At 68.0% G+C, this 25901-nt stretch carries 25 protein-coding genes and 1 pseudogene; 16 read left to right on the top strand and 10 right to left on the bottom strand.

Annotation, left to right across the window (positions count from 1 at the left end; all coding sequences use genetic code 11):
- Positions 1 to 17: 17 nt before the first annotated feature.
- From ACFY1U_RS28410 to ACFY1U_RS28400, 3 genes and pseudogenes are all read right to left on the bottom strand, one after another.
- Entirely contained in the window at positions 18 to 746 is a 729-nt protein-coding gene (locus tag ACFY1U_RS28410) for an HAD family hydrolase (RefSeq protein WP_390696948.1), read from the bottom strand.
- A 2-nt stretch (positions 747 to 748) separates the two neighbouring features.
- On the bottom strand, positions 749 to 1768 hold the full coding sequence (locus tag ACFY1U_RS28405) for an XRE family transcriptional regulator (RefSeq protein ID WP_390697411.1): 1020 nt from the start codon (positions 1766 to 1768) through the stop codon (positions 749 to 751).
- A gap of 150 nt (positions 1769 to 1918) precedes the next feature.
- A pseudogene (locus ACFY1U_RS28400) lies at positions 1919 to 2146 on the bottom strand (helix-turn-helix domain-containing protein); the annotation flags it as partial.
- Between the two features lie 852 nt (positions 2147 to 2998).
- On the opposite strand from ACFY1U_RS28400, the gene ACFY1U_RS28395 reads away from it, so the two are divergent.
- The 10 genes from ACFY1U_RS28395 (at position 2999) to ACFY1U_RS28350 (ending at position 11626) form a co-directional block, all read left to right on the top strand.
- Positions 2999 to 3193 carry a hypothetical protein gene (locus ACFY1U_RS28395; protein ID WP_390696947.1) on the top strand — a complete coding sequence of 65 codons (195 nt, stop codon included), beginning with the start codon at positions 2999 to 3001 and terminating at the stop codon, positions 3191 to 3193.
- A 137-nt stretch (positions 3194 to 3330) separates the two neighbouring features.
- A complete protein-coding gene (locus ACFY1U_RS28390; RefSeq protein WP_390696946.1) occupies positions 3331 to 4659 on the top strand; it encodes an ATP-binding protein in 1329 nt (442 codons plus the stop codon).
- A complete protein-coding gene (locus ACFY1U_RS28385; RefSeq protein WP_390696945.1) occupies positions 4656 to 5072 on the top strand; it encodes a roadblock/LC7 domain-containing protein in 417 nt (138 codons plus the stop codon). The genes ACFY1U_RS28390 and ACFY1U_RS28385 overlap by 4 nt, the downstream gene beginning before the upstream one ends.
- Positions 5069 to 5413 carry a DUF742 domain-containing protein gene (locus ACFY1U_RS28380; protein ID WP_390696944.1) on the top strand — a complete coding sequence of 115 codons (345 nt, stop codon included), beginning with the start codon at positions 5069 to 5071 and terminating at the stop codon, positions 5411 to 5413. The genes ACFY1U_RS28385 and ACFY1U_RS28380 overlap by 4 nt, the downstream gene beginning before the upstream one ends.
- A complete protein-coding gene (locus ACFY1U_RS28375) occupies positions 5394 to 5993 on the top strand; it encodes an ATP/GTP-binding protein (RefSeq protein WP_390696943.1) in 600 nt (199 codons plus the stop codon). The genes ACFY1U_RS28380 and ACFY1U_RS28375 overlap by 20 nt, the downstream gene beginning before the upstream one ends.
- A gap of 2 nt (positions 5994 to 5995) precedes the next feature.
- Positions 5996 to 7225 carry a cytochrome P450 gene (locus ACFY1U_RS28370; RefSeq protein WP_390697393.1) on the top strand — a complete coding sequence of 410 codons (1230 nt, stop codon included), beginning with the start codon at positions 5996 to 5998 and terminating at the stop codon, positions 7223 to 7225.
- Between the two features lie 11 nt (positions 7226 to 7236).
- Positions 7237 to 8481: a cytochrome P450 gene (locus ACFY1U_RS28365; protein ID WP_390696942.1), complete on the top strand. Its 1245-nt coding sequence runs from the start codon at positions 7237 to 7239 to the stop codon at positions 8479 to 8481.
- A gap of 167 nt (positions 8482 to 8648) precedes the next feature.
- Complete coding sequence (locus ACFY1U_RS28360; RefSeq protein ID WP_390696941.1) at positions 8649 to 9542, top strand: phosphotransferase enzyme family protein; 894 nt, start codon at positions 8649 to 8651, stop codon at positions 9540 to 9542.
- A 166-nt stretch (positions 9543 to 9708) separates the two neighbouring features.
- Complete coding sequence (locus ACFY1U_RS28355) at positions 9709 to 10761, top strand: phosphotransferase enzyme family protein (protein ID WP_390696940.1); 1053 nt, start codon at positions 9709 to 9711, stop codon at positions 10759 to 10761.
- Positions 10762 to 11068: 307 nt separating this feature from the next.
- Positions 11069 to 11626: a hypothetical protein gene (locus ACFY1U_RS28350; RefSeq protein WP_390696939.1), complete on the top strand. Its 558-nt coding sequence runs from the start codon at positions 11069 to 11071 to the stop codon at positions 11624 to 11626.
- A gap of 537 nt (positions 11627 to 12163) precedes the next feature.
- Here ACFY1U_RS28350 and istB read toward each other — a convergent pair.
- Together istB and istA are read right to left on the bottom strand one after the other, a co-directional pair.
- On the bottom strand, positions 12164 to 12952 hold the full coding sequence (gene istB, locus ACFY1U_RS28345) for an IS21-like element helper ATPase IstB (RefSeq protein WP_390696938.1): 789 nt from the start codon (positions 12950 to 12952) through the stop codon (positions 12164 to 12166).
- A complete protein-coding gene (istA, locus tag ACFY1U_RS28340; protein ID WP_390696937.1) occupies positions 12949 to 14580 on the bottom strand; it encodes an IS21 family transposase in 1632 nt (543 codons plus the stop codon). Before istA ends, istB begins: the two co-directional genes overlap by 4 nt.
- Positions 14581 to 14830: 250 nt before the next feature.
- Here istA and ACFY1U_RS28335 point away from each other — a divergent pair, with 250 nt between their 5' ends.
- From ACFY1U_RS28335 to ACFY1U_RS28315, 5 genes are all read left to right on the top strand, one after another.
- Positions 14831 to 15124, top strand: a complete 294-nt coding sequence (locus ACFY1U_RS28335) for a hypothetical protein (protein WP_390696936.1) — start codon at positions 14831 to 14833, stop codon at positions 15122 to 15124.
- 190 nt (positions 15125 to 15314) lie between these two features.
- Positions 15315 to 15800, top strand: a complete 486-nt coding sequence (locus ACFY1U_RS28330; protein ID WP_390696935.1) for a DUF6082 family protein — start codon at positions 15315 to 15317, stop codon at positions 15798 to 15800.
- A 136-nt stretch (positions 15801 to 15936) separates the two neighbouring features.
- Positions 15937 to 18231, top strand: a complete 2295-nt coding sequence (gene fxlM / locus ACFY1U_RS28325; protein WP_390696934.1) for a methyltransferase, FxLD system — start codon at positions 15937 to 15939, stop codon at positions 18229 to 18231.
- Between the two features lie 178 nt (positions 18232 to 18409).
- Positions 18410 to 19267: a hypothetical protein gene (locus ACFY1U_RS28320; protein ID WP_390696933.1), complete on the top strand. Its 858-nt coding sequence runs from the start codon at positions 18410 to 18412 to the stop codon at positions 19265 to 19267.
- 129 nt (positions 19268 to 19396) lie between these two features.
- On the top strand, positions 19397 to 20383 hold the full coding sequence (locus ACFY1U_RS28315) for a phosphotransferase family protein (RefSeq protein ID WP_390696932.1): 987 nt from the start codon (positions 19397 to 19399) through the stop codon (positions 20381 to 20383).
- A gap of 131 nt (positions 20384 to 20514) precedes the next feature.
- Here the strand turns inward: ACFY1U_RS28315 and ACFY1U_RS28310 are convergent, their stop codons facing one another.
- The 4 genes from ACFY1U_RS28310 to ACFY1U_RS28295 form a co-directional block, all read right to left on the bottom strand.
- Positions 20515 to 21600, bottom strand: a complete 1086-nt coding sequence (locus ACFY1U_RS28310; RefSeq protein WP_390697392.1) for a hypothetical protein — start codon at positions 21598 to 21600, stop codon at positions 20515 to 20517.
- Between the two features lie 386 nt (positions 21601 to 21986).
- Positions 21987 to 22655: a contact-dependent growth inhibition system immunity protein gene (locus ACFY1U_RS28305; protein WP_390696931.1), complete on the bottom strand. Its 669-nt coding sequence runs from the start codon at positions 22653 to 22655 to the stop codon at positions 21987 to 21989.
- A gap of 24 nt (positions 22656 to 22679) precedes the next feature.
- A complete protein-coding gene (locus ACFY1U_RS28300; RefSeq protein WP_390696930.1) occupies positions 22680 to 23942 on the bottom strand; it encodes an RNase A-like domain-containing protein in 1263 nt (420 codons plus the stop codon).
- Entirely contained in the window at positions 23939 to 24277 is a 339-nt protein-coding gene (locus ACFY1U_RS28295; protein ID WP_390696929.1) for a hypothetical protein, read from the bottom strand. Before ACFY1U_RS28295 ends, ACFY1U_RS28300 begins: the two co-directional genes overlap by 4 nt.
- A gap of 503 nt (positions 24278 to 24780) precedes the next feature.
- On the opposite strand from ACFY1U_RS28295, the gene ACFY1U_RS28290 reads away from it, so the two are divergent.
- Complete coding sequence (locus ACFY1U_RS28290) at positions 24781 to 25443, top strand: hypothetical protein (RefSeq protein ID WP_390696928.1); 663 nt, start codon at positions 24781 to 24783, stop codon at positions 25441 to 25443.
- 194 nt (positions 25444 to 25637) lie between these two features.
- On the opposite strand, the gene ACFY1U_RS28285 is transcribed toward ACFY1U_RS28290, so the two are convergent.
- Complete coding sequence (locus tag ACFY1U_RS28285) at positions 25638 to 25877, bottom strand: hypothetical protein (RefSeq protein ID WP_390696927.1); 240 nt, start codon at positions 25875 to 25877, stop codon at positions 25638 to 25640.
- Between the last annotated feature and the right edge of the window lie 24 nt (positions 25878 to 25901).

Below are 25901 nucleotides of genomic sequence, written 5' to 3'. Positions count from 1 at the left end.
GAGGGACTTACAGGCGGTCAGGCGCGTTCGAAAGTCAGGTCTTGGATCGCAGCCAGGAGACGCGGGACGTCCTCCAGACTGTCCAGTACGACGTCCGCTCCAGCCGACTGAAGCTCGTCGGAGGAGGTCTTGCCGGAGGCTACGCCAATGACTGGAGCCCCGCCTTCCAGGCCGGTGCGGACATCTTCAAGCGAGTCACCGACGATGACCGTGTTTTCGTGGCTGAAGGCAGTTCCGAACTTCGCCCGAGCACGCTGCTGCGCCACGCCCACCAGGGCTGGACGGTGATCGTTGTCCGAGGAATACCCGCCAATCTCCGTGTCGAGGAACCCAGCAAGGTTGAACGCTTCGAGCTTCAGCAGCGCGTTGGGCTTGAGATTGCCCGTGACGACGGTCGGAACGTAGCCCGGCTGCGCTTGCACGGCCTTGAGAGCGGCTACGGCGCCCGGCAGGAGGACGCCGTGCTCACGGAGATCGTCGGCATGTGCAGCAAGGTGCTGCGGTAGGAGTTCCACCATGCGCGGAAGCAGACGAGGGACCTCCGCCTCGGGAACGCCGTTGTCCAGGAGCAGGGAACGGATCGCCAGAGGCATGGTGACCCCGGTGCCGCGAGCCGGAAGCTGTTCCGCGGGGCGGCCGACGACCTCGGCGAAGGTCTCCCGGTAGACCTGGCGGTCGATGTCACCGACGTACAGCAGAGTGCGGTCGATGTCCCACAGCACGAGGATCCGCGGAGTGTCGGTCAACTTCAGCTCCTTGTTGCCGTCATGGCGGCACGTCGCTCCAGGACCTCTTGAGCGTACGGGCTGTGAGCAACCGAGTGGAGATGCTGGATCATGCTGGTGACATGGTGGTCGAAGCGGGCCGACTGCAGCCTCTCGGCGAGATCGAGGACCTCGTGTGCCGTAGAGCATCCGGCTTCGAGGTCGCCCTGGTTGACGTGGGCGGTCGCGGCACGTGAAAGGAAAAGTCCCCTGGTGCGGTGATCCGTCGGGTTGAGGGCCTCCCGGGCCTTCGTGAAGCTGGCCACCGCGCTGCGCGGGTCACCGACGTCGAGGTAGACACTGCCGGCCTGCCCGTGGATCTCGCCCTCGTTGATCCAGTACAGCCAATGCGGGTCGTGCTCGGAGCGGCCTTGGGCGCAGAGTTCGGCAGCGCGCCCGAGAGCGGCGAGGGCCGCTTGGCGTTCGCCCATTTTGGCGTGCCCGCGGGCCTGCCGGGTCAGGAGCATCGCTTCGAGTGCGGGCGTACCGAGGCTCTTGATCTTGTCGCGGGCCCGCTGCGCCGCAGTGACCGCGTCATGTGGTGCTCCGGTGGAGTACCCGTGGATGGCTATGTAGGACAGGGCGCCGGCGCCGAGCCGTACGTCCTGCGAGGCTTTCGCCGCGCGGAGCGCGGCGTACAGGTAGCTGAGCGGCCGGTCGCGGTCACCGGAGTCGAAGACGAACCATCCGGTCTGCGTGGCGGTGTCAGCAGTGATCGCCGCAAGCCGCCTTCCTGTCGCCTCGTCGTACGACGTCTCCTCCAACAGGTGCCTGAGGAACTGGAGGTGACGATTGCCTAGAGTTGTGAGGGTGCCACTGCCGTCGCTCGCGTCCATGGTCCGCAGGCTGTCGGTGGTGCGTTGCAGGCCATCCAGGAGATCGGGGGTGAGCCGGCTGCCCCCGGCTGCTGCCCGTCGCAGAGGCTCAGCTTCCACGACGTCCCACGCGTTCACGAACGCGGTCAGCGCGACGCCGCTTGCAGTGAGGAATCGTCGACGGTCCATCGCACTACCTCCTACCGCAACATCCAGTGCTGCCACCATACGGGCCGCAGTCCAGGGCAGAGACGGATCAGCGTCTCCCGCAAACGGGGCCGAAGGCTCTACCTCCGCAGGAGCGGAGGCGTGAGGGAGGGGGAGTGCGACCAGGCCAGCGGGTACACCAAGACCGGTCAGGAACTCGATGATCTTGTCGATGTTGGTGAGACGGCGACGTCCCGACTCCAGCATCGACAGGAACGCCTGGCTCAGACCGCACAGTTGGGCCATGTCCTCCTGTCGGAGGGCGCCGCGCAGCCGGATCAGGCGACTCGCCCGGCCGAAGTCCCATGCTTCGAGCGCACTTCGTACCTCAGGATCGAGCCAGACATGCTCGGGAACCACCGGAATGTGCGCGGCCCACGTTTGGGAGCGCGCGCAGGCGGCGCACAATGTGTCCGTGTTGTACTGGCTCAGCGAGCAGCCGCACCGATCGCAACGTCGCTGCGCCTGCTGAAGCACTTTTCCTCCCCTGAGCGCGTGCGTACGGCCCTGGATCTTCGGGAGCCGGAATCACCGCAGTGATATCACCCGCGGAATGTGCGTAAACGCCTTCCATTAAACAGGCTTAGGGATCAGCCAACGCCCGTGTGGCAGCTGTTACTTGGGTCGTGCGGCTCAATCAGTGCGTTCGTATCTACAGGAGACCCTCCGTGATGGCCGCTCTGCCAGGGCGAGTTGACGCCGCACCCTATGCCCACAGCTCGCGGCAACGTGCAGCACCGATCGTGCCGCTGCACGACCGGCAATTGACGCAAAGCCCCTATCGCTTACAGGAGTCGGCACTGCAAGCCGCGCAGACCGAACTGCCCTGGAGAGTCCAACTCTCGGCGCAGCCGCTGCCGCGACTCGGTGCCATGGATGTCGTGCAGGCGGGTCTCTTGGTGGGACTGCGAGCGATCGAGGGCGTCCGAAAATGGGGGCTTCCTGTGGGACCCGTGCTCTGCTGCCACGTCCATTCCCGCATTCACATACCGGTTGAATCGGATACGGCGTATCGGTGGCACGCCCCGCAGACCGTGTGCCGGACGGGCCAGTGGGACTGCGCGTTCGACAAGCAGACCTGGATGCAGCACCGGTGCTCAGGGGTATGGCTCCTTCCCCCTGACCGTCACCACGCATGCACCGACAGCGCCGCTCTCCTGCACTGGCTTTCCGTGACCCGGTCCACCGGCGCGCACAACGGGGGGACGCCGCATGGCCGTTAGCATCTCGGCCGTCGTCCTGCTGGGGATCGTGACGTTCCTGCTCATCAAAAAGGGCGGGCTGAAGGCCGCACACGCGATCGTCTGCACCCTCTTCGGGTTCTACCTCGCCAGCTCCTCGATCGCCCCGACGGTCACCTCGGCCACGACCAGCCTCTTCCAGCTGATCGGCAAGCTCAAGCTCTAGCCGCTGGCCGACGAGGTCCGTCGCCTGAGACACATACCTCGGTCATTTCGCCTCCACGGACAGCCCTGGCCGTCCACGGGATCGCGGGCCGTTCTCCTTACTCTGCCGCCGCTCCCTCGCCCCCACTGAGAGATCCGATGAGACACGAAATATCCGTCGCAGCGTTTCTCGGCATGGCCGCCGTGCTCGTTGCCGCCGCCGCACTGGCCGCGTACTACGCCTGGCAGTTCGCCAAGCACCGTGAACAGGCCGCACATTGGCAGGAGATCGCCGTCGCCCAGGACGCGGCACTCATGACACTGGCTTCCACCAGCCTGGAGCAGGTCGCGGCCGCACTCCAGCAACCGCAGACAACCTCCACGGAGATCACGGTCCCGGACTGCCTCACCGGTTCGGACTTCGTCAACAACCTCCGCCTCATCGGTGAACGGTACGTCGCGGACCTCCACCGGGTTCGAGCAGAGACCGCAGTGGCCACGAGGCGGCAAGTTGAAGCGGAGGCACGCGAGGCTGCGAAGGCAGCAGTCAAGTCCTTCGCCACCGCCATGGTCAGCACCGGCATCGACGTGAGCAGCGACATCGCCCAGGCTCTGCGTCAGCATCACTCCAACTCCACCTTCGCGGCGCTCACCAGGATCGATCATGGCGTCCAGCAGATGCTGCACCAAGCACAGTCGTACGTGGTCCTTGCCGGAGGTCTGCTCGGACAGCGGTGGCCTGCCAGCACCCTCACGGACGTCATCGGCGCCGCGCAGGGAGCGATCCGCGACTACGCCCGCGTCCAGCCCTACGCGTCGGACCGTGCCGTCATCGCCCGCATGGTCGGGCCGGTAAAGCTCATCCTGAGCCACCTGCTCGACAACGCCGCCCGCTACTCCCCGCCCCAGACCCGCGTGGACGTGAGCGCCCAGCACGGGCACCACGGCATCACCCTCCTCATCGACGACGCCGGCAAGCGCATGAGCGAGGAGCAACTCCTACGCACGCAGCGAATCCTGAGCGGCCAGCAAGAGGTCGACATCCTCAACATCGAGGCACACCCCCGAGTCGGATTCCCGGTGATCTCGCTCCTCGCCCGCCGGTACGGCATCAAGGTCGTGCTCTCCGACTCCAACCGCTACGGCGGTATGTGCGCCTCGGTCTTCTTGCCGGAAGCCCTCCTCACCACGGTGCCCGCACACCTCGAACCGGCTCCCGAACCGGCCGTCTTCGAGCCAACTGCACCCGCGCAGCTCACCGTGACGGAGAACGGGCTGCCCACACGCACAGCCCGCCGACCGAAACAACAGCAGCCTCAAGGCACCGGCGGACGCCGCGTGAGCACAGCACCCACCAGGACGTCGGTCATCGGCGCCTGGCAGCAAGGCACCCGGCGCGCCCGCACCGTGGGTGCGCCTGCGCCGGCGCGAGACCAGCAGGCGGCCGCAACACACACTGACCAGGAAGAAGGGTCCATCGACTCATGACGCAGGCCAACAAGTACGGCTGGATGCTCAAGGAGCTGTCGGGCATGCCCGAGGCCCGCTACGCCGTCCTGCTGTCCTCGGACGGGCTCATCATCGGGCACTCGGAGACGGTGGACCGTGACGACGCCGACTCCATCGCTGCGTCTGCCAGCGGATTCCACTCCATCGGTGTCGCGCTGGCCCCGTACACCGGCGGCAAGAAGAACGGGCTGCGCCAGGTCGTCGCCGAGTTCGACGAAGGTCTCCTCTTCGTCAAAACGGTCGGTCTCAACGCGCTGCTGGCGGTCTGCACGACCGACGCGGTGAACGCCGAAGACCTCACCTACCGGATGAACGGTCTGACCGTGCGTCTCGGCGAGGTGTTGACCAGCCCTGCACGGGACCAGGGTGGCGAAGGCGGCGCCCGGCCATGAGCGGGCTGCGGCGCGACCGCGACATGGTCCGAGCGTATGTCCGCACCGGGGGACACTCGTCGCCGTCCCGCGACGGATTGACCCTGACGACCTTGGTTCGCGCCGCAGACCGCCCGCTCCACGGCCTCGATATCGAAGCCGTCCGAGTCATGCGGATCTGCCGCGGCCCGCTGGTCATCGCCGAGATCGCCGCGCTTGTGGATCTACCCCCCACCGTCGCTCTCATCATCGTCTCCGGGCTTCTCGACACCGGCCACCTGGACACCCCGGCACCGGCACGAGACGACGAGCCGGACATCAGCCTTCTGGAGGAAGTGCTCCATGGACTCCGTGCTCTCTGAGCACCCCTACCTCCCCACCACCGTGACCCGGTCAGCGAAGATCCTCATCGGGGGGCACTTCGGAGCAGGGAAGACGACGCTGGTGGGCAGCGTGTCGGAGATCAAACCGCTGCGAACCGAGGAGCCGATCACCGAAGCCAGCATCGGCATCGACGACCTCGCCGGCCTGCCTGGCAAGACGGAGACCACCGTCGCCTTCGACTTCGGCCGCCGCACCCTCAGTCCCCGGCTGGCCCTCTATCTGTTCGGCACCCCCGGGCAGAACCGGTTCACCCCGTTCTGGGAGCACCTCTTCCACGGGGCACTGGGCGCGCTCGTCCTCGTCGACACTCGCCGGCTCGAGGACTCCGACGCGGTCCTCGGGCTGTTCGAAGAGCGCGGCATGCCGTTCGGCGTCGCGGTCAACCTATTCGACGGTGCCGCCCGCCACGACCTCGACGAAGTGAGGCGGGCGCTGGCCCTCGACGACGACGTGGTGCTCACGTCCTGCGACGCCCGCGACGAGCTGTCCTGCCGCCACGCGCTGATCGAGTTCGTCGAATACCTCCACCGAACCAGCCAACTGGAGCACCTGTCGTGACCCTGCCGCCCCCCACGTCGCACGCCGGCCATCACACGCCCGGCGCGCAGATGCGCTTCGCGATGTACACCCCGAAATTCGCTGCTGATCCCTACCGCGCCTACGCCCAGATGCGCGAACAGTTCGGGACACTGGCCCCGGTCCTGCTCGACCCCGACGTGCCCGCCACCCTGGTGATCGGCTACCACACAGCGGTACGCATCCTCCACGACCCGCTACGGTTCCCCGCCGACCCGCGCATATGGCAGCAGAGCGTTCCCGCCCGCTGCCCGGTCCTGCCGATGCTGGAGTACCGGCCCAACGCCCTGCGCAACTCAGGCCCCGCCCATACGCGTTACCGCGCCGCGAACACCTCCGCCCTCGACCACATCCGCCAGCACGAACTGCACGCCACGGTCGAACAGATCGCCCTTCCCCTGATCAACGACATGTGCGAGGCCGGCCACGCGGATCTGCTGGCGCAGTACGCCCAGCCACTGGCGTTCCAGGTCCTCAACGCGATCCTCGGATGCCCGCCGGACATCGGTCAGCGCGTCGCCACCGGAATGGCCGCGATCTTCGAAGGCGTCAATGCCGACGCCGGCAACGTCATGCTCGCCGAAGCCCTCACCGAACTCGTCGACCTCAAGCGCCGCCATCTCGCGATGGACGTCACGACCGGCCTGCTGATGCACCCGACCCGGCTGAACGAGGAAGAGCTGCTGCACCAGCTGGTGACCCTCTACGGCGCGGGCATCGAGCCCGAGCAGAACCTCATCGCGAACACCCTCCGACTGATCCTCAACGACGAGCGGTACTCCGGCGACGTACTGCGCGGCAGCCTCAGCGTGCGCGACGCCCTCGACGAACTCCTCTTCGTCGACCCGCCGTTGGCCAACTACTGCGTCTCCTACCCGCCCGCTCCGGCGGAGGTCGACGGCGTCGTCCTACCGGCCCACCAGCCCGTCGTCATCAGCATGGCCGCCTGCAACAACGACCCCTCGGTCATCTCCGATCAGCGCACCGGCAACCGCTCTCACCTGACCTGGAGCGCCGGACCCCACGCCTGCCCGGCCCAGCCCCTGGCCTACCTCATCGCCCAGGTGGCCATCGAGCAGATCCTCGACGCCCTGCCCGAGATGGAACTCGCCGTCCCCGCCAGCCACCTCACCTACCGCCCCGGCCCCTTCCACCGCTCCCTGACCGGCTTGCCGGTCCACTTCCCCCCGTCGCCGCGCCTGCCCCAGAACTAGGGAGAACCGCCATGGACCGCGCCCTGCCCCTCATCCTCGACCCCACCGGCCGTGCCCGCCCGGCCGAAGAAGCCGCCCTCCATGCCGCGGGTCCCGCCCTGCTCGTGGACATCCTCGGCGTGACCGCCTGGTCGGTCAGCGACCCGCACCTCCTCAAGAACCTCCTCAACGATCCCCGAGTGTCCAAGGACGCCAGCAAGCACTGGCCGGCCTTCATCAGCGGCGAGATCAGCGAGAAGTGGCCGCTGGCCCTGTGGGTCGGCGTGGACAACATGTTCACCGCCTACGGAGACAACCACCGCCGGCTCCGGCGCCTGGTCAGCAAGGCATTCACCGCGCGACGCACCGCCGAGATGGTGCCGCGCATCGAGCACCTCACGGACCGCCTCATCGACCAGATGACCCAGACCCGCCCCGGAGAGGTCGTCGACCTGCGCGAGGCCCTCGCCTACCCCCTCCCCATCCAAGTCATCGGCGATCTCATGGGACTGCCCGAGGAGGTGTGGCCCCGCTTCCGCACCGTCGTCGACGGGGTCTTCGACACCACCCTCAGCAGCGAAGAGGCCCGCGCCAACACGATGGCGCTGTACGGCATCCTCACCGAGCTGGTCGAGACGAAGCGGGCCACCCCCGGCGAGGACATCACCTCCGCGCTCATCAACGTCCGCGACGACGAGGGCGACGGTTCCGTGCTCACCGAACAGGAGCTTCTGGACACGCTGCTCCTGGTCATCAGCGCCGGATACGAGACGACCGTCAACCTCCTCGACCAGGCCGTCACCGCACTGCTCACCCGCCCCGACCAGCTCGAACTCGTCTGGACCGCGCATGCGTCATGGGACGACGTCACCGAGGAAGCCCTGCGCTACGCCGCCCCCATCAGCCACCTGCCCCTTCGCTACGCCGTCGAGGACATCCCCCTGCCGGGAGGAATCGTCATCCAGCAGGGCGAAGCGATCCTCGCCTCGTACGGGGCCGCCGGCCGCCACCCGAACCTGCACGGCACCACCGCGGGGGAATTCGACGTCCTGCGCAAGGACAAGCAGCACCTCGCCTTCGGGCACGGCGCGCATTTCTGCCTCGGCGCCCCCCTCGCCCGTACCGAAGCCCGAGTCGTGCTCCCCGCCCTCTTCGGCACCTTCCCGCACCTGGAACTCGCCGTCCCCGCCAGCGACCTCGAACCCGTGGCGAGCCTCCTCGTCAACGGGCACCGCACGCTGCCCGTCCGCCTGACGCCGTCCAGCCAGCCCGGCTGAGCGGCGAGGCGGCCGCCACGACACCAGGTCCCCTGAGGCGGAAACGGCCAGCTCAGCCCCCACTGTCAGTGGCTCCTGTCACGCTACCCACCCAACCACCTACAGCATCCGCCTAGTAACCCAGTGTCACAGAACTGGGTGTCCGGGCAGCGGAAGGGCGCACCAACGTGAGCGAACTGCCCAGCGCACTCCACCAGCTGATGGAGTCGGTAACCGACACGTACACCGTCGTCGCCGAGCACCCCCGCCCCGGCGACATCAGGCCGCCGGTCTGGGAGATCCACGGGCCCGCGGGCGAGCGGTGGTTCGCCAAGCAGCACGTCGGCCCGAAACTGCACCGGCGCGAGGTGGACGCCTACCGGAAGTGGACCGGTGCGCTCGGCTCCGGTAGAGCGCCCACACTGGTCGCCTCGGACGACCAGGCACGCACCGTGCTGGTCACGGCTGTTCCCGGCCGCAGTCTTGACACGCTACGGCTGCCGGCCGAGCAACAGCGCAAGGCGTACGAACAGGCCGGCGAACTCCTCGCCCGCCATCACACAGCGGCAGCCACCGAGAGCACCACCGAGGCGACCGAGGACGCGTGGGACGAGACGGTCTCGAAACTGCTGGCCTCCGCCCTCACCTACGTACCCGAACACGAGATCGCGACCGTACGGGCTCTGCTGAGCGAGGCACCCCCACACCAGCCACAGGTTGCCGCCCACGGCGACTACATGCCCAAGAACTGGATGTGGCACGAGACCGAGCAAGTACTGCGCATCATCGACTTCGAGCGAGCCGAACTCCAGCCCGCCCCGCGCCGCGACCTCAGCCGACTGCGCTACCGGATCCTGCACCACCAGGCCGACCTCAACGCCGCGTTCCACAACGGATACGGCCGCCCCCTCACCGACGAGGAAACAGCGGCATGCCGGGCCTACGCAGCCCTGGACGCGGTCGACTCACTGGCCTGGGGCATCGAACACCGCGACCTCGGCCTGGTCGACGAAGCCCACACCATGCTGGAGAACCTTCGCCTGGAAAACAGCCGGCGCATCTGGGGCGGGTGGAGCCAGTGAACAACGTCCCCACAACGCCCTCCCCCTACCGGGACTGCCGCCCCGACCGCAACCGAGCGTCCCACCCGGCCCGGCGAGGCGCCCTGGCCCTCCTGCCCGAAGACGGGCCGCTCGCGAATGCCCCGCTGCGCACCGCACCCCACCCCGCACCCCCCAAGGACCGGCCATGGACATGAGCGACGCGAACCCCGGTGCGGCACTCGTGGCAGACGTGCTGGAAGACCGGTACGGACTTGCCGTGGATGTCATCGAGCCGGTGCCCATGGGAACGGACACGATCAACCGACGGGTCCTGACCACGGACGGGCTGCGCCTGTTCGTCAAGGAGTACCGATCCACGGCAGATGTGGATGCGGCACGGTCCTCATGGGACATGTCGGAGTACTGCCGTGCTGCACAGCTTCCCATCCCGCGGGTCCGGCCGGACATGGACGGCGATCTCGTCACGATCGCTGAAGGCGGCGCCTGGGCTGTGATCGACGAAGCGCCGGGCCGGGTGGCCACGTCTGCGATGACGGTCGCCCTCGCCGAGGACATCGGCGCCGTGATGGGCCGCATGCACCGGGTGCTGGCTGCCTACCCGATGCCGAAGCGGGTGCAGCAATGCCGCTGGCACACCAGCGCCGTGAACGAGGCGGCCGAGAGGTGCACCGACGTCTTGGCCGCAGCCGTCCGGCAGGGACACGACCATCTTGAGCAGCTGCGAGGTGACCTCGACCAGCGAAGGGAGGACCTGCACGAACATGTCTCTCGCCTTCGGCAGGCGCTGCCTCACACGCTGGTGGAACAGGCTCTGCACGCCGATCTCACCCGCACCAACCTGATCGTCCTCGCCGAGTCCGTCACCGGTGTCATCGACTTCCGCGGCGCACGTGCCATGCCCGCGTGGGAACTGGGCCGGGCCGCATTCGACCCTCGCACCGTCGCCAGCAGTTCGGAGTGGATCGCATGCGCGTTGGCGATGGTCATCGCATACGCCGCCGAGAACCCGAGCCTGCCCTTGGCGGAAGTGCGGGCCTGTGCCCGGATCGCGCTCCTCTACATGTTGTTCAGCTTCTATGGCGCCACCACCGCCGAATACGGCCTGCCTCCGGCTGCCGAGGCCGATCTGAAGCAGCACTGGCGGGAGCGGCAGACCACGATCCGCCTGCTGCTGAACCACCTCGACGAACTGGACGACGCGTTCTCCAGCCTTTCAACGGGCGGAGGCAGCTCGTGACGAGCCCCTTCCGTTCGGCCGCGTCAACCTCCAGGCCGTCCGTTGCCTCACACCCAACTCGCCCACAGGGAGTTGCTTTGGATCACACGGTGATCGGCCCGCGCTTCTCGCCCGCGCCGACCGGGACGTACGCCGCGCCCCCGGCCCACGGCACTGCCACGCAGGAGGTGGGGCGCCGATGACGACTACCGGGTGAACTGTGGGACCTGCAGAACGACCGGACGGGACAGGTACCTGCCCCGACGTCCTCCAACCACGACACGACGCCCGACCAACACGCCCTGTTCTGATCTTCTGGAAAAACACGATGACACCGACCGCCATACCGCCCGAGGCCGCGGACTGGGCCAGAGGCCACGTAGGGAGGCATGCCGCCTGGGCGCTGCCCGCCGATCTCGGCGGCGCCCAGGCCTGGCGCATGTCCTCGCCCCAAGGACTCATCGACATGCGTATCACGCGCACCGATGAAGACTTCCGGCGCGAGATCTACGCACACCGCAACGCCATCCGCCGTCTCGGCCCCAGCCACGGGCCACGATTGCTCGCCAGCGAGCCGAGGCTCAGGAGCTTGCTGACGGTGCAGCCCAGAGCATGGCGCGTCGACAACACAAGCCTCCAACAACTGCCGCGAGTCCATGAGGACGCCGGCCAACTCCTGCGAGTGCTGCACGAATGTGCTCGTCGCACCGATGACGCACGCGCCCGCGCGACGCGGGCCACAGTGCTCTACGTACAACGCATCCAGGCTGCGATCGACCGCCTCAGCGGGGCACTGACTCGATCGCAGACCGACGCCCTTCGGCGCTCTGCGTCGCTCATGCTGGAGCACGTACCGACGTTGCCAACTGCCTTCTGCTGGCGTTAACGGTCTGAACTGGCCCCACTTTTCCGGCCCGACCTGGCCCCACCGGCGGGGCCGTGCGGCGATTGTTCCGGCTTGAAGTGGCCCCGGCTTCCGGTCTGCTCCGGCCCCACCTTCGCCGGGACGGCTGTGTTGGGCGACTTGCTGTGGGAGAGAATGCTGGGCATGACGACTTGAAGAGCACCGGCCGGGCGGCAGCACTGGCGCAAGGTCGGGACCTGGGACACGGTCTCCGACGGGAACTGTCGGATCTGTGCCGCCTGCGGAACGCCCGTCCGCTCGTACCAGTACCGCTTCTATCCGCCCGAGTCGTCCATGTTCGAGCGGTGCATCGGGCTCGCCTGGTGTTCCGGTTGCCGGATCTACTCCGGCAATATGGTGCACGTCCCGCGAAAGCGGGTCCTGGTCGACGTCCTCTCTTCGCTTCCTGGCGAACAACGGGAGAGGCTTGCGCGTTCGGAAACACGGCTGATTGAGTTCCTGGACCGCCAGGCCCGATGCCACAGGGATTAAGGACCCACCGGCCAGCTGGTCTTGGGGCTACTTCTTCGTCTGCAGTTGCTTGGCCTTGGTCTGGGCGAGGCGGTAGGACTCGGTGCCGGTCTCGATGATGGTGCCGTTGAAGGTGAGTCGGTCGACGATGGCCGCGCAGAGCCGGGGGTCGGTGAACGTCTTGGTCCAGCCTCCGAACGATTCGTTCGAGGCGATGGCCACACTGTTCTTCTCCTCCCTCTCGGTCAAAACCTGGAACAGCATCTCGGCTCCGCGGCGGTCGAGTTCGAGGTAGCCAAGCTCGTCGATGCAAAGCAGGTCGACGCGCCCGTAACGGGCGATGGTCTTGGTCAGCTGTTTCTCGTCGGCCGCTTCGACGAGTTCGTTGACGAGCTTTGCGGCGAGCGCGTAGCGGACCCGGAATCCGGCCATCGCGGCGGCGGAACCGAGGCCGATCAGCAGATGCGACTTGCCGGTGCCGGAGTCGCCGATCAAGCACAGCGGCTCGCCCTTCTTTACCCATTCGCAGGTGGCGAGGTTGTTGATCAGGGCCGGGGTGACGTTCTGGTTGGCCGTGTAGTCGAAATCCGAGAGCCACTTCGGGCGTGGGAAGCCGGCCGCGCGGATGCGCCGCTCGGAGCGGCGGCGGTCCCGGTCCTCGCACTCGGCCATCAGCAGCTCGGCGAGGAACCCGCGGTAGGACAGGTGCTCGCGCTCGGCGCGGGCGACGGTGTCGGCGAACTGGGCCCGCATCGTCGGCAGCCGCAGGACCCGGCAGGCGGTGTCGATCGCGGCGTCGGAGGCGGGCTCGGTCAGGGTGTGGTGCGGGCCGGTCATCGGGATTCCCTTCCAGGACGGTGCAGAAGCTGGTCCCAGCGTTCGAGGGCGGGCAAGGGCCGCTGGTCGGTGGGAAGGCGGGTGGCCCGGCGCTCGGTCAGGCTGGGCAGCGGCAGGTCCGGCGGGGCGACCGGCTCGGGAAGGACCGTGGTGGCGGTGACGGTCGGGGACCGGCCCTCCATCTCGGCGGCCTTGCGGGCTTCCAGCGCAACCACGTCCGCGGTGCAGGCGCCGACCGCGAGCGCGGCACGGATCCCGGCGACCACGTCGCGGTGCTGCAGGTGGCGGTGCAGCAGCAGAACCTGAACCAGGGCCTTGGTGCCCTCGGACTCGCCGAGCGTGTGTTTGGCCGTGGACCAGAGCGCTTCGTGGGCGGGGGTGAAGGTGCCCTCGCGGCGAGCCTGATCGAGCGCCTCGGAGCCGGCCAGGGCGCCGGGCTTGGCCAGCAGGACTTCCAGGAAATGGTCCAGCACCACCCGTTCGGCGCCCTTGGTCGTCAGGCGGGGGTGGCGGGCGATCTCGGTGCGGCCGTGGAAGACCACGACCTCGCTGGAGCGCAGGAGAACGTGGACGGTGCGGCCGATGAAGCGGACCGGAACCGAGTAGCGGCAGACCCGGACGGCGACCATGCCGTAGCGGTCGACCCGCGGGTTCAGTGCGAGGCCGGTCTCGAAGGGATCCTCGGGCAGGGGCAGCAGGAGCGGGGCCTCGCGGCCGAAGTCCTGGCCGATGGTGCGGATCCGCATCCCGATCCGCCGGTTCTCCTCGGCCTCCTCGAAGCCTGCGAAGGCGTCGTTGAGCTCGTTCAGGGAGTCGACGCGCGGGACCGGCGTCAGGTAGTTCCGGCGCCAGTAGCCCACCTGGCCCTCGACCCCTCCCTTCTCATGGGCGCCGCGAAGTCCCGGCTCGCAGTAGAACGGGGTGATCGAGAAGTGTCTGCGGAAGTCGGCCCAGCGTGGATGCTCCTCGCGGGAGCGGCTCCTGTGCACCACTCGGGAGACTGCCGGGGAGAGGTTGTCGTAGCGGATCTGACCGGCCGGGATACCGCCCAGCGTGCGGAAGGCGTGGACGTGTCCGTCGAAGAACGCCTCCTGTCCGCAGGACGCGGTGATGCGGTGCACGGCCTTGCCGGAGTAGGCCAGGCGGAACGCGAACACGAAGCACTTGGTGCGTTCGCCGGCCAGGTCCACCCATGCCTCGCCGAAGTCGACTTCCGCGTCCATGCCGGGCTGGTTGTGGCGGATCACGAATCCCGCCGCCGGTGTCGCCCCTGCTGCCTCGGCGATCTCCTGCCGGCGCCGGTGCACGTAGTCCCACACCGTCGAGTAGGCGATGTCGGCGCCAGCCTCCTGCTGAAGCCGGCTCAGGATCCTTTTCACTGTGTGCCGCTGCTTCGGCGGGGCGTCCAGATCGTCGAGCAGCCACTGGTCGATCGTCTTCTTGAACGGCTCCAGCCTGGGCGAATGCCGTCGCGGCGTCCGACGCGGAGCGGGCACCGTCGAACACAGTGCCTCGCGTACCAGCCGGCGGTGGACCCGGTACTTGCGCGCCAACGCGCGGACCGACAGCCCCTGCTGCCACGAGTCCCGGCGGATCAGCAGGAACAATTCTTCCTTCGATGACGCCACCCGGCATCGCCCCCTCACGGCGACCTACCGCGAGCGTCCCAGCCCCAGCTCCAAGGTGGGGCCAACTCAAGCCGGAACAACCCCCGAACGCTCCCGCGCGCCCCTCCGGTGGGGCCAGGTCGGGCCGGAAAAGTGGGGCCAGTTCAGACCGTTAACGCCATTCTGCCACGGCACGTTCGGTCCCGCAACCTGGGAGTGGCACGGCCAGTCTCAGACCCTGTCCTTCACCGGGTTCGGGCGGTCGCAGACCATGGCCGCCGTCATCGACCTTGCGCGGCCGGCATTGCTGTGGGCCAAGCAACCGCACCTGCGCGATTGGTTCTTCAGGGGCTACGGCCGCGGGCTCTCGGAAGACGAACTACTCGTTCTCGGGCACGCGTCGGTCCTCGCCTCGGGCGAGGACCTGCTCCACGCGATCCAGTTGCGCGACACCGAGTCGATCGCAGGAGCAGCAGCAGCCCTCCGACACTCCACCGACCAGAGCGGGACCGCGCTCGACAGTGGCTCGGTGACCTCCGCCAAGGCACAGGACGGTTGGTCGTGATGGAAACGGTGCCTGCTGCTGAGCCGCTCGGGCACAGAGACATGCTCTGGCCAGGCCGCTGCTCCTCCGCATTCCACCGATTACGTCAGATCGCACTCACCGACCTGGCGGGCCGCAGCCTCCTGGCGTGCCATCAGCCTCTGCCCGCTCCCGCATTCCTCGACGATCTGCTGGAAGAAAGAGATCTCTCATGCGTAGCAACCGTGTGACCGCTGCCGCTCTGCTCGCGCTCGCGGGCATCGGCAGCTTCCACCTCGTTCTCAGTGAACGCCGACATCGTGATCGGACCGTTCTGGAGACCGCACGCATGCGTCAGCAGTTGCTCGCGGCCCAGGTGGAACGTCCCGCTCTACGCGCGATGTGGGGAAGCCTGGCGCCGCTCGACTCGACCGAGCGGCGCCTGCACATACACCGCAATGCCTGGGTCTCCGCATGGGAGGCGATGTACTGCGTCGGTGCCCTGTCACCCGCCGGAGTGGCTGATGCGGCACGTGCCCTCTTTGCCACACCGGAGGGGCTGCACTGGTGGACCCGCGTCCGCGAAGACAGGGCCAGGGCCGCGGTCGACAAGCGTGCCTCCCAGTTTCACGCCCTGATGGACACCACCTACCAGGACGAGACCGGAATGGTCTTGCCGCCGCCCCTCCCGCAACGGGAAGCCGCCGACCGCACCTAGGGCGTAGGCGCCCGGTCGACACCGACAGTCACACGGCCTCGGGCCACCAGCCCCACAGGTGATGAGCGACCGCAGGCTGACGAACCCGCGCACTTCATCCGACCAAAGCCCATTGATCAGGCAAGGAGCCGTACCGGTGGGATACACCGCACCCGACGAGTGGGACGCGCACTACACCAGCGGGAAGACCTTCCAGCCCCTCGGCGACACCGAGCGCCATCTGCTCGCCACAGACGTCCTCGCCCCCGACGGTGGCCTCGCCCTGGATGTCGGCTGCGGGCTGGGCGAGCTCGCCCGCCACCTCGCCGCAAGCGGCTACACGGTCGACGCCATCGACTACGCCCCTGCCGCGCTCACCCACGCCGAAGCCCACAACACCGATGCTCCACCCGTTACTTACCAGGTGCGCGACATCGAGCGGGATGGTCTGGTCGGCCTGCCCCACGCCGCCTACGACGTGATCGTCTTCCGCCTCAGCTGGGCCTTCATCCGCGACCGCACCCGCGTCATGAACCGCCTGCGCGAGCACCTGCGCCCAGGCGGCACCGTCTGCATCATCACGCCCGTCACCTCCGCGGTGCCGGACAGCAAACGCGACATCGCCCTCGACGACGAGGAGATCGACCTGCTGTGCGCGGGTTGGACGGTCGCCGACCGCCACGACGCCGACGGACTCGCGTTCGTCGTCCTGCGCGACCCCGTCCCGGTCCCGTCCGGGTGTGCCGGCAAGGGACGGCCGACGCCGCACGCCCTGACCGGCGCCGGTGTCGTTGTCACCGATCCCGTGGGCCGGATCCTGCTGGGCTGGTCGGCGCGGCGCGGCGTTTGGGAGCTGCCCGGCGGTAAGAACAACGCCGGCGAGGACTTCCTCGCCGCGGCCGTACGGGAGCTTCAGGAGGAGACGGGGCTGAAGGCCGACCCCGCAGGTGCACGACTGCTGGCGCTGCTGATGGACTCCATCCACGGCATTCCACGCATGACGGCCGCTGTCCGCGTGACCGCCTACAGCGGCGAACCAACCGTCACCGAACCGGACTTGATCCGCCGCTGGGAGTGGCACGAGGTCGCCGACCTGCCCCACCTTGCCCAGCCGCTGTTCACGCCGAGCGCGCACGTCATCGACACCGTCTGGCCCGGCCTGCTGACCGGACTGCCACCTGTCCACCGCTACCCGATGGCCCCCGCCGAAGCACCCGAGCCCGGCCAACAGGCAACGGAAGCCGCCAAGTTGCGGCAGGCGATGGTCGACCGGCTGATCGAGGACGGCTACCTGGACGCCGACTGCGCGATCGAGTCCGCCTTCCGGCACGTTCCGCGTCACCGCTTCCTGCCCGGCGTCGCCTTGGCGGATGCCTACGACCCGATGAAGGCACCGGTCACCAAGACCACCCCCAGCGGCGCGAACACCAGCAGTGTCTCGGCACCCTGGCTGCAGGCCGTCATGCTCCGTGACGCCAGCCTCCACGTCGGCGATAGCGTGATCGAGATCGGTTCCGGCGGCTTCAATGCCGCCCTCGCCCAGGAGCTCACCGGCCCGCACGGCAGCGTGACCAGCATCGACATCGACCCCTTTGTCACCGACCGCGCCCGCCGGTTCCTCGGCGACACCGGCTACCACCACATCCGCGTCCACCTCGGAGACGGCGAACAGGCCCCGGCCTCGCTCGCCGAGCCCGGGAGCGTGGACGCGATCATCGTCACCGTCGAGGCCCGGGACATCGCGCCCGCCTGGACCGACTGCCTCGCCGAGGGCGGCCGTCTCGTCGTCCCGCTGCGCATCCACGGCTACACCTGGTCCATCCCCTTCACCAAGCGCGACGGCGTCCTGATCGCGGACCGCTACACGGTGTGCGGGTTCGTTCCTCTCCAGGGCCCTGGCTATCGCGCGGACCATGTCACCCGGCTGCGTGGCGGCGAGATCACCGTACGCTTCGCCGACGGAACCCCCGCCGACGCCAGCCGCCTCGATGCGGCCCTCGACACGCCCCGCACCGAACGCTGGACTGGCGTCACCATCCCCGGCAACACGCCCTTCGACATGCTCATGCTGTGGCTGGCCACCCACATCGAAGGCGGGTTCGCGCGGCTCGCTGTCGACGAGGGCCTCGACACCGGCCTTGTCGAGCGACCCGGAGGCTGGGACGCCGCCACCCTTATCCGAGACGACTCCCTCGCCCACGTCCTGACCCGCAAGCTCCCCGACGACGCATCCAGGCCCAGCCTGTGGGAGTTCGGCATCCACGCCTACGGCCCGCACGCCGATGCCCTCGCCGACACCATGGCTGACCTCGTCACCGCCTGGGACCGCACCAACCGCCCCCAACTGCGGGTCTATCCCGCCGAAACCGCTGACCGGGACTTGACCGCAGGCCACGTCCTGGACAAACCGCAGTGCCGACTCGTCTTCACCTGGACGCCCCAGACACCCTGAGCAGCCCCCGCAACACGGACCCACACAACACCTTCACTCACCGCGCATCCCCGTCCGCCGGCACACCCCCGCCCGGGACCGTCCCGCTTCCTATGAAACGGCGAACGGATAGCCGACCAATACGCCCAGCCGCCGGGGACAGCCGGTACGCCGTCACCTGATTCGATCGGAGAACCTCATGCCATCGCGCACCCTGCGCCTCGTCATCTACAACACCCTCTTCGGGGGCCGGGATGACTTCGGTCTCGGTGATAACACCCGCTGGACCCCCGCCGTCCCCTTCCTGAAGTCCCTGGAAGGGGACATGTACGCGCTGGAAGAGTGCAACTACTGGGACCTGCTCGGACATCAACGTCTGCACCAGGCCCGAAACGACCTGGCCCTGAGCACCGCGTTCCTGGCCGAGGCGAACAGCACCACCACCGGCCACCGCTTCCACACCGCGATGCTCTTCAACCATCGCTGGAACGTGATCGGCGACGGAGCGGAGCGGGCCAAGTACCACCATGTCCTCGGCTGGGCCAGGGCCTGCCTCGACGACCAGCCCGCCGTGTGGGACTTCCGCCATCTCCACCTCAGCCCGTTCTCACCCGCCCACCGGGCCCTGGAGGTCGAGCCGCTGCAGACGCTTGCCGCGCCGCGTCGCCTCTCCGTGCTCCTCGGCGACGCCAACACGCTCGGCATCGGACATCCCGAGCCGGACTGGAGCCCGCTACCGCCGGCTTGGCGCCGCACCCACCGGGTCCGCGACGAGAACGGCACTTGGGGCACCGACCGCACCGCGATGACCGTGCTGGCCGACGCGGGCTTCATCGACGCCGCCCACCACCTGGACGACCATCGGCCCACCGCAGGCTTCGCAGACAGCGACGTCCCGCGCCGCCAGGACCTGTTCCTCCTCAGCCCCGCACTCGCCCCCGCCATCGTGTCGTACGAGGTCCACACCGAGCCGCTCGACGAGGGCTGGAGCGATCACGCCGCGGTGACCGTCACCCTTGACCCGGACCGGATCGAAGCTGAGGAAGGCGTCCGATGAGGCGTTTCCTGTGCCCGCATCGGCCCTGGGTACCGGGCGCCCAACGTCCCGGGGGCGGGTTCCAGGATGGGGCACACTCAGAGGTTGATACCGGCCCTGTCACTGCAGAGAGCTCGAAGGGTGAGCTTCATGGAGTTCCGCCCTGTCGCGCGCGCTGCCGGAGCGTTCCAGCAGCCGCTGACCGCTGAGCAGGTCCAGGCCGTCAGCCGTCGCGCCTTCGGCACGAATGTTCAGGTCGTGTCGGCCGTCGAGTTGGGCTCGGGCATGTACAACACCACCTACCGCGTCGACCTGGTCGGCCAGGAGCGTCCGGTGATCCTGCGGGTAGCCCCCGCGCCAGAGCGGCAGTTCCGATCCGAGCACCAGCTCATGCGCAACGAGTACGCGAGCCTCCCGCACCTCGCAGCGATCACGCCTCTGCTGCCGCGCGTCATCGCCGCGGACTGGTCCCACGAGGTCATCGGCCGGGACTGGATGATCCAAAGCCACCTCGACGGCATCCCCGCCCCTGAGCGCCTCGGCGACTACCCACGCACGCTCTGGCCCGCGTTCTTCCGACAGATGGGCGCGATCACCAAGACCGTCCACGCGGTGCGCGGCGCGCACTTCGGGCCCGTGAACGGCCCGAGGTACGCCACCTGGAGCGCGGCCCTCGTCGCCTCCCTAGGAGAGATTGCTGCCGACCTTGATGACGCCGGTCTGGACGCCGCCGACATCCGCAAAGTCGCCGCTGTGGCCGCTCGCGAAAGTGCTGTCCTCGACGAGATCACCGAGCCCCGGATGTCCCTCGGCGACCACTGGACCCTGAACACGATGATCGACGGAGCCGCTCCGGAGCCGACGATCACGGGCATTTTCGACACGGACCGCACGTACTGGTCGGACCCGGCATCCGACTGGACGATCCGGATGGCGATGGCGAAGCCGGATGAGCGGACCGCGTTCTGGGAGACGTACGGGCCTCGGGATGAGTCACCGCATGCGGTGTGGCGCTCACGGATCTACGAGGCCCGCCACCTCGGCGCGATCCGCCTGGAACGCCACCGCTTGGGCAACGCTCACGGCGTCCGCGATTCCTACCGCGCGCTCGGCACGGTCCTCGACTCTGTCGCCTGACCGCAGTTGACGGGAGCTACCACCATTGGGCGGGGGCTCACCATCTTGTCGTCAACTGAGGCCCGTCGGGTGACGCCGGCGACGTCGGGACAGCGGCTGCAACACACGAGGCTTCCGTGCTGCCGTGGTGGTCAACGGCTGCGGGGCGTGGGAATCTGGCTGCCCCAGTGGTGACCGCAGGTGGACCACTTACCGCGGCCGCAGGGGCAAGCACGGCTGCCGCGCGTGGGGTGGAAGCCGCGCCAATACGTACGCCGGGTGAGCGTGGCCGCTGATGTCGTCAGGCCGAAGTCGTCTACGACGGCCAGGCCGTCTTCGAGAACGTTCAACATGAGCGTGCCAGCGGCAATCAGGGAGTCGGCAACTGCGAAGGCGACGATCGGCTCCAGAACTTGGACAGATTCTCCGTCAGCGAGCGACATGGGAGATCGGGCATAACTGCGCACCGTGACAGCCCCTGAGGGGTGTACGAGCGGAGGTGTGGCCAAGGCGATTCTGGCTCCGAAGGCCGGGTGCGCGGCGTCGGAGAGCAGGTCATACCACTTTGGGAATCTGTCATCGCCCGTCGCTTTGGTCACCTTCTTCACGAGGGTAAGGACGTTGGTGGCCTTCAACTTTTCGTTGGTGCCGTTCATCCTTGAGCCAAACCCAGCCTTCAGCAGGACGGGAGCGAGCGCCTCGCGGACAAGGGCGGGTCGTTTCAAGGAGTCTTTGGCGGCGGCCTTGCCGGTCCGCCATGCCTCGGCGATGGCGTTCTGCTCGTCTACCAGTGAGCCTGCTTCTTCGATGAGAGCCCGGGCCGTGACCGCGCCGGAGGTGATACGCCACCGGCTCAGGTTGTCCAGGGTGTCAGCGAGGAGGTCGGCGCTGCGCCAGGCGTGGACGAGCCACCAGCTGACCAGTCGTGTGTGCAGCTCAGGGTAGATGACAGCTGCCGCCGGATCGCTGGCTCCGGCTTCGGATGCCTGGTCCACCGCAAGGACGGTGGCACCGTCGTCGGAACGGACATAGACCCAGTCCTCAGCCTCCCGCAGAGCGAGTCTCTCCCACCTTTCCGCAGCGCGGCCTTTCAGGGGGGTCAGCAGCACTTCGGTGGTTCCCGCGTCCTCGCTCATGCGGCGCAGCGCGGCGACACGGTCGGTGAGTTCCGTGAGGGCAGCGGTGCGCTGATCGCCCAGCGCATCGGCAACCGCCTTGGTCAGTCCGGATTCATCCATGTTCACCGCCCGAGACCTTAGCGGCTGCCCCCTTGCCGCGTGGGATGTTGGTGTGGCTAACGGGTGCGCGGAGCGGCCCACCCAGTTTGGAGCTCCCGGGGGCCGACCTGCGACCGCATGGCATGATCTGCTGGAGGGCGGCATATTCGTTCCGGACGACCTCGACGAGGCGGCACTGCTGCACTTCTCTCGTCAACAGCTTCCGCAGCTTGTCGAGTTCCTGCAACAGCGGTGGCAGAACCGCCGCCTGAGCGCATCCCATCCGTCGGTACCGCTTGTTGGACCGGTGAGCGGAGCGGTGTCTACAGAGTGAGGCCGCTGCGGTGAGCCGATCTCCTGCATAGTCGTGCGGAAATGCTGGCGTACCGAGCCCTATCCCTTCGTCACTATGCGCCGGTGCGCAGATGTTCTGTGATGACGCCCTGGATGTCGGTGAGCCACCTATGCAGGGACAGGTCCGCGGGCGGGGGCTCGCTGAGGCCAAGGACCGCTGCTGCTTCAGCGAGCTCGTCTGCAGACGAGTTCAGGGCCAGGACCTCACCGATCTCGGAGGCGGTTTTCCCGATGTCGTCGGTCGATTCGCCGGAGAGATAGTCGTCCACTGCATCGGTGTGTGACTCGTACTCGAGCTTGAGGCTGTCCTGGTAGAAGTACGCGCCGAGGAAATGGGCCAGTGCGGGGAACCGCTCGCGCCACTCCCAGGCAATCTCTGGCCGGGCCGACGGCTGGGGCGATGGCGGGTCGGCCAGGAATCGCTCAAGGTGCTGCAGGACGACGCGCAGGCACTCCTCCACGCTGGCGCCCTGGGACGGATGGATGTGGGGAAGCAGTTCGACGTCGTCGGCGGCCTCGTCGCTGAACAGGCCAACCGAGAGGAGGTCCTGGATCTCCCGCGCGGCGGCCGCCGCGCGCTCCGGAGTGAACGCGGCCGTCCGCAGGTACGCGCTCAGAGCGACGCCGGGTGCCTCCGCCGTGTCATCGAAGGCGTAGCCGGGCTGCTCGTACGCGTGAAGGAGCCGGCGCAGTTCGTGGAAGCGGTCGTCCACCGGTGTCATCGTTGCTGTCTGACCTGTCTGGCTCTAGGGGACGGGATAGGACGTCAGGACGCGGTAGCCCATCTCGGCCGATGGATCGCGCTTAAGGATCACTCTTGCACCCTTGACCCACTCCGGGGGATTGCCGTGGACGAAATTCGCACGCGACAAGCTCAGACCTGTGGGCTGGTCGAAGTGAGCTTCCAGCTCGAGCTTCCTGCTCTTCTTTGCGAGCCAGGCCTCGATCTCCTTCTGGTGCTGCAGCACCACGCCGTCCGTCGCCTTCTGCGCCGATGCCTCGTCGACGTAGCGTGAGACAGTTTCCCGCTCGGGTTCCGCCCGCAGTCGGGCGCGCAGGTCCCGGGTGGTGACGTCTACGTGCTTGCGCAGGGTGTGGGAGCCGTTTATGTCCTCGTCACCGGGGACGTCCGCGCGGTACTGGGGGTTCACACGGCCCTTGCGCTTGCTGCGTGGCCAGGCGTTGGCCTCGCCGTCGCCCTTGATGAGCAGTCCGAGGTCGTCAAGGCTGGTGGCCGCGCCGCCCGGCATGGCCAGCTCCGGCCCGAGCCCCGGCACCCGCACACCCCCCAGCAGCTCGGTCCAGCCGCCTGCGCTGCCTGCGGCACGAAACGCTGATCCCGCCCCGCCGAAGGTGCCGCCCAGGAGCGCGCCGTACACCAAGGACTGATGGGCCTCGTCGAGGTTGATGCCGCCCTTCTGCTCGCCCAGGGCCATGGCCGTGGGCTGGGCGACGGCCAGGTCCACGGTGATGGACTCCACCCCGCCGAAGGCGGCGGTAGCCAGGGTGGTGCCGGCGATGGCCGCGATCTCCTCGGTCACCGCCACTCCCAGCGAAGCCGCGAGTTCGGTGACGCCAGCCGCGGCCGCTGCGGCGGCGCCCTCGGAGAGGCCGGCGGTGAAGACGGCCAGGGCGGTGCCCGCGACGAGCGTCGCTCCGACAATCTCCAGCTCGTGTTCGAGGTGCTTCTTCGCGCCGTGTACCTCGTCCGCGTACGCGTCCAGCGCCTTGGCCATGTCCCGGGCCGCATCCGGCACGTCCTTGAGCCAGCCACGGCCATGGTCGTAGTAGCGGCGCCAGAACTTGTCGAAGGCGTCGATCGACTCGCCTTTGTTGTCCTCGATCAACGCGCGGGCGGCCTTGTTCGCCACCGCCTGGATGTCCTCGACATCCTCGGCGAAGGCCCGCCACGCCCTGGCCGCCTCCCGCAGCCCGTCCTCATCGGCGTCGGGCCACCACATGCCCGTCAGGTCCTGGACGACCTTGCGGGCCTTGTCCGCGACGCTCACTTGCTGCCACCCGTGGCATCGTGGCCGAACATGCCCCGGACGAGCTCTTCGTTGTCGATGTGCTTGTCGGCCATGTCGGCCAGACCCGCGTGGATACTGGCCAGGCCCTCGACGAGGATCTGCGCGGCGTGCTCGATCTGCTTGACGTGCGGACCGTACGCGGCGTGGAACTGCTGCCCCTGCTCGTCGTCACCCCATGGCGAGCCTGCCGCGGCCAAGCCGTGCTTCAGCTTGGTCAGCGCGTGTGCGAGGGCAACGCTTTCGCGGTGGAAGGCCGGCGCCGCCGTCTTGATGTCGTCGACCTTGATGTCGAGTATCTCGTCCTTGCCACCCATGACTTCGCTTCTTCCCCCTCCGCTGGCCACACGGGCATTCGACCCTAGTCGCCAGTTGGAAGTTCCCGACTGCGAGTCACGCAAAGTCGGGGCAAAGATCCCTCCACAGGAGGTGAGTTCTCTCACTGGCCGCGGCCGCGCCGGAGGAGAGCAGGCTCCGCGGATGACACCGCATGGCCTCCAACTGCCCTTCGACGACCGAGCCCACGTCGTTGCTCAATCTGTCCCACGCCGTCCTATCGAGGCGATCAAAGTGCTCCCCATCGACGTGATCCTTCCGGAACGGGACAGAGACAGGTCCACGACGTCGTCACCCCCTAACTGTCACCACGGACGGTCTGGGTTGGGTCCCGGGACGAACTTCTTGGCTCCGTTTCATGATCGATACAACCGACTGGAACGGCCCAAGCATGGTGCGAAACAGCCCCGCCTGGACGGCTGTTGAAAAGCGAGCGTCGGCGCGCCCGTGCAATGCACCAACGTAGGCTGAGTACGTGGCGGACATGAACAAGAGCACGAACTGGCAGGCCGCGACGGACCGCGCACGCGAGTACTACATGCTCGATTCCCCTCCGGGCAGCCTGTTCGCGCTCACCCTGCACCTGATCGCGCACCGCGACGAGACCGCCGTCGCCGACGTCTCGCTCGCCAACGTGCGCTACGAAGTCAACGATCCCGCCGCACTCCACGAGGCCCTCAACGCCCACTGCCCGCCCCTCACCGTGCCCTTGACCCCCACCCTCCGGCACGCTGTACCGCACTGGCCGCGCTACCCAGCCCCGGACGCCGTCCAGATGCGACGGGCCTGGCTGCTGGCGAACGCAAGCGGGCCGGATATCACGCCCATGGCATGGCCGGACGACGCCGACGTGATCGCCTACCCCGGCTCCCTCCAGGGTGACCCCTTCTTCCTTCGCGCCGTCGACTCCCTGCGCGGCAGGCTGGACGAGGCACTCCTCGTACAGGTCGGCGGCCTCCCCCTCCGTTCCCAGGCGCATGTGGTCGGCGGCCCCGACGACGGCCTTGAGGGCTTCGTAGCCACTGTGGTCTGGGACCTTGACGACACGCTGCGCTGCGTCACCGGGCCTGCCGCGTACCGTATCCGCGGCCGTGGAGCCGATGCCCATGCCCCGGCCGAGGCGGTCCACCCGCTTCCTGCCAGATGAGGGCAACGCGGGGCAGCGTGATGCTTGGGGCTCGGAATGGCGCCCTGGTGCATCTCGCCTCCTGCATGAACGACAGCGCCCGGCCTGGCGGGTACCGGGCCGGACGCTGAGCTGGATCTAACGCAGGATCACGAATGCTGCTGGAGCAATGTGACCTGTTTCTACGGGGTGGATCACCGGTGGCGATGCTGACGTTAGACAGCGGGCCGTTTACTCCAGGACCACACGCCGTCCTCGTCGGCTTCCATGACGGCCACGGTGAAACCGTCCTCCTCACCGCGGTCACCGTCGGACTCCGCGATCCAGACCAACAGGTGGTCGTCGTGGACGAAGTCGATCTGGGCCTTGTACACGCCGTCCGCGATGTCTTCATGGCTCTGGAGGCGGACTCGGATCCAGGAGCCTGGCTCAACTTCCTGCAGGTGCTGCATCATGCCTCCTTGCCGCAACTCGCCGGA

The organism is Streptomyces sp. NPDC001351 (assembly GCF_042896045.1).
Taxonomy (GTDB): domain Bacteria; phylum Actinomycetota; class Actinomycetes; order Streptomycetales; family Streptomycetaceae; genus Streptomyces.
The sequence above is the reverse complement of the archived record's forward strand: the minus strand, read 5'-3'. Positions and strand labels throughout refer to the sequence as shown.

Bases quoted from the DNA above. Each gene is read 5' to 3' on its own strand.
- ACFY1U_RS28405 (WP_390697411.1), bottom strand. From the start codon at position 1,768: ATGGACCGTCGACGATTCCTCACTGCAAGCGGCGTCGCGCTGACCGCG.
- ACFY1U_RS28395 (WP_390696947.1), top strand. From the start codon at position 2,999: ATGGCCGTTAGCATCTCGGCCGTCGTCCTGCTGGGGATCGTGACGTTC.
- ACFY1U_RS28390 (WP_390696946.1), top strand. From the start codon at position 3,331: ATGAGACACGAAATATCCGTCGCAGCGTTTCTCGGCATGGCCGCCGTG.
- ACFY1U_RS28385 (WP_390696945.1), top strand. From the start codon at position 4,656: ATGACGCAGGCCAACAAGTACGGCTGGATGCTCAAGGAGCTGTCGGGC.
- ACFY1U_RS28380 (WP_390696944.1), top strand. From the start codon at position 5,069: ATGAGCGGGCTGCGGCGCGACCGCGACATGGTCCGAGCGTATGTCCGC.
- ACFY1U_RS28375 (WP_390696943.1), top strand. From the start codon at position 5,394: ATGGACTCCGTGCTCTCTGAGCACCCCTACCTCCCCACCACCGTGACC.
- ACFY1U_RS28365 (WP_390696942.1), top strand. From the start codon at position 7,237: ATGGACCGCGCCCTGCCCCTCATCCTCGACCCCACCGGCCGTGCCCGC.
- ACFY1U_RS28355 (WP_390696940.1), top strand. From the start codon at position 9,709: ATGGACATGAGCGACGCGAACCCCGGTGCGGCACTCGTGGCAGACGTG.
- ACFY1U_RS28350 (WP_390696939.1), top strand. From the start codon at position 11,069: ATGACACCGACCGCCATACCGCCCGAGGCCGCGGACTGGGCCAGAGGC.
- istB (WP_390696938.1), bottom strand. From the start codon at position 12,952: ATGACCGGCCCGCACCACACCCTGACCGAGCCCGCCTCCGACGCCGCG.
- ACFY1U_RS28335 (WP_390696936.1), top strand. From the start codon at position 14,831: ATGGCCGCCGTCATCGACCTTGCGCGGCCGGCATTGCTGTGGGCCAAG.
- ACFY1U_RS28330 (WP_390696935.1), top strand. From the start codon at position 15,315: ATGCGTAGCAACCGTGTGACCGCTGCCGCTCTGCTCGCGCTCGCGGGC.
- ACFY1U_RS28320 (WP_390696933.1), top strand. From the start codon at position 18,410: ATGCCATCGCGCACCCTGCGCCTCGTCATCTACAACACCCTCTTCGGG.
- ACFY1U_RS28315 (WP_390696932.1), top strand. From the start codon at position 19,397: ATGGAGTTCCGCCCTGTCGCGCGCGCTGCCGGAGCGTTCCAGCAGCCG.
- ACFY1U_RS28310 (WP_390697392.1), bottom strand. From the start codon at position 21,600: ATGGATGAATCCGGACTGACCAAGGCGGTTGCCGATGCGCTGGGCGAT.
- ACFY1U_RS28305 (WP_390696931.1), bottom strand. From the start codon at position 22,655: ATGACACCGGTGGACGACCGCTTCCACGAACTGCGCCGGCTCCTTCAC.
- ACFY1U_RS28295 (WP_390696929.1), bottom strand. From the start codon at position 24,277: ATGGGTGGCAAGGACGAGATACTCGACATCAAGGTCGACGACATCAAG.
- ACFY1U_RS28290 (WP_390696928.1), top strand. From the start codon at position 24,781: ATGAACAAGAGCACGAACTGGCAGGCCGCGACGGACCGCGCACGCGAG.
- ACFY1U_RS28285 (WP_390696927.1), bottom strand. From the start codon at position 25,877: ATGATGCAGCACCTGCAGGAAGTTGAGCCAGGCTCCTGGATCCGAGTC.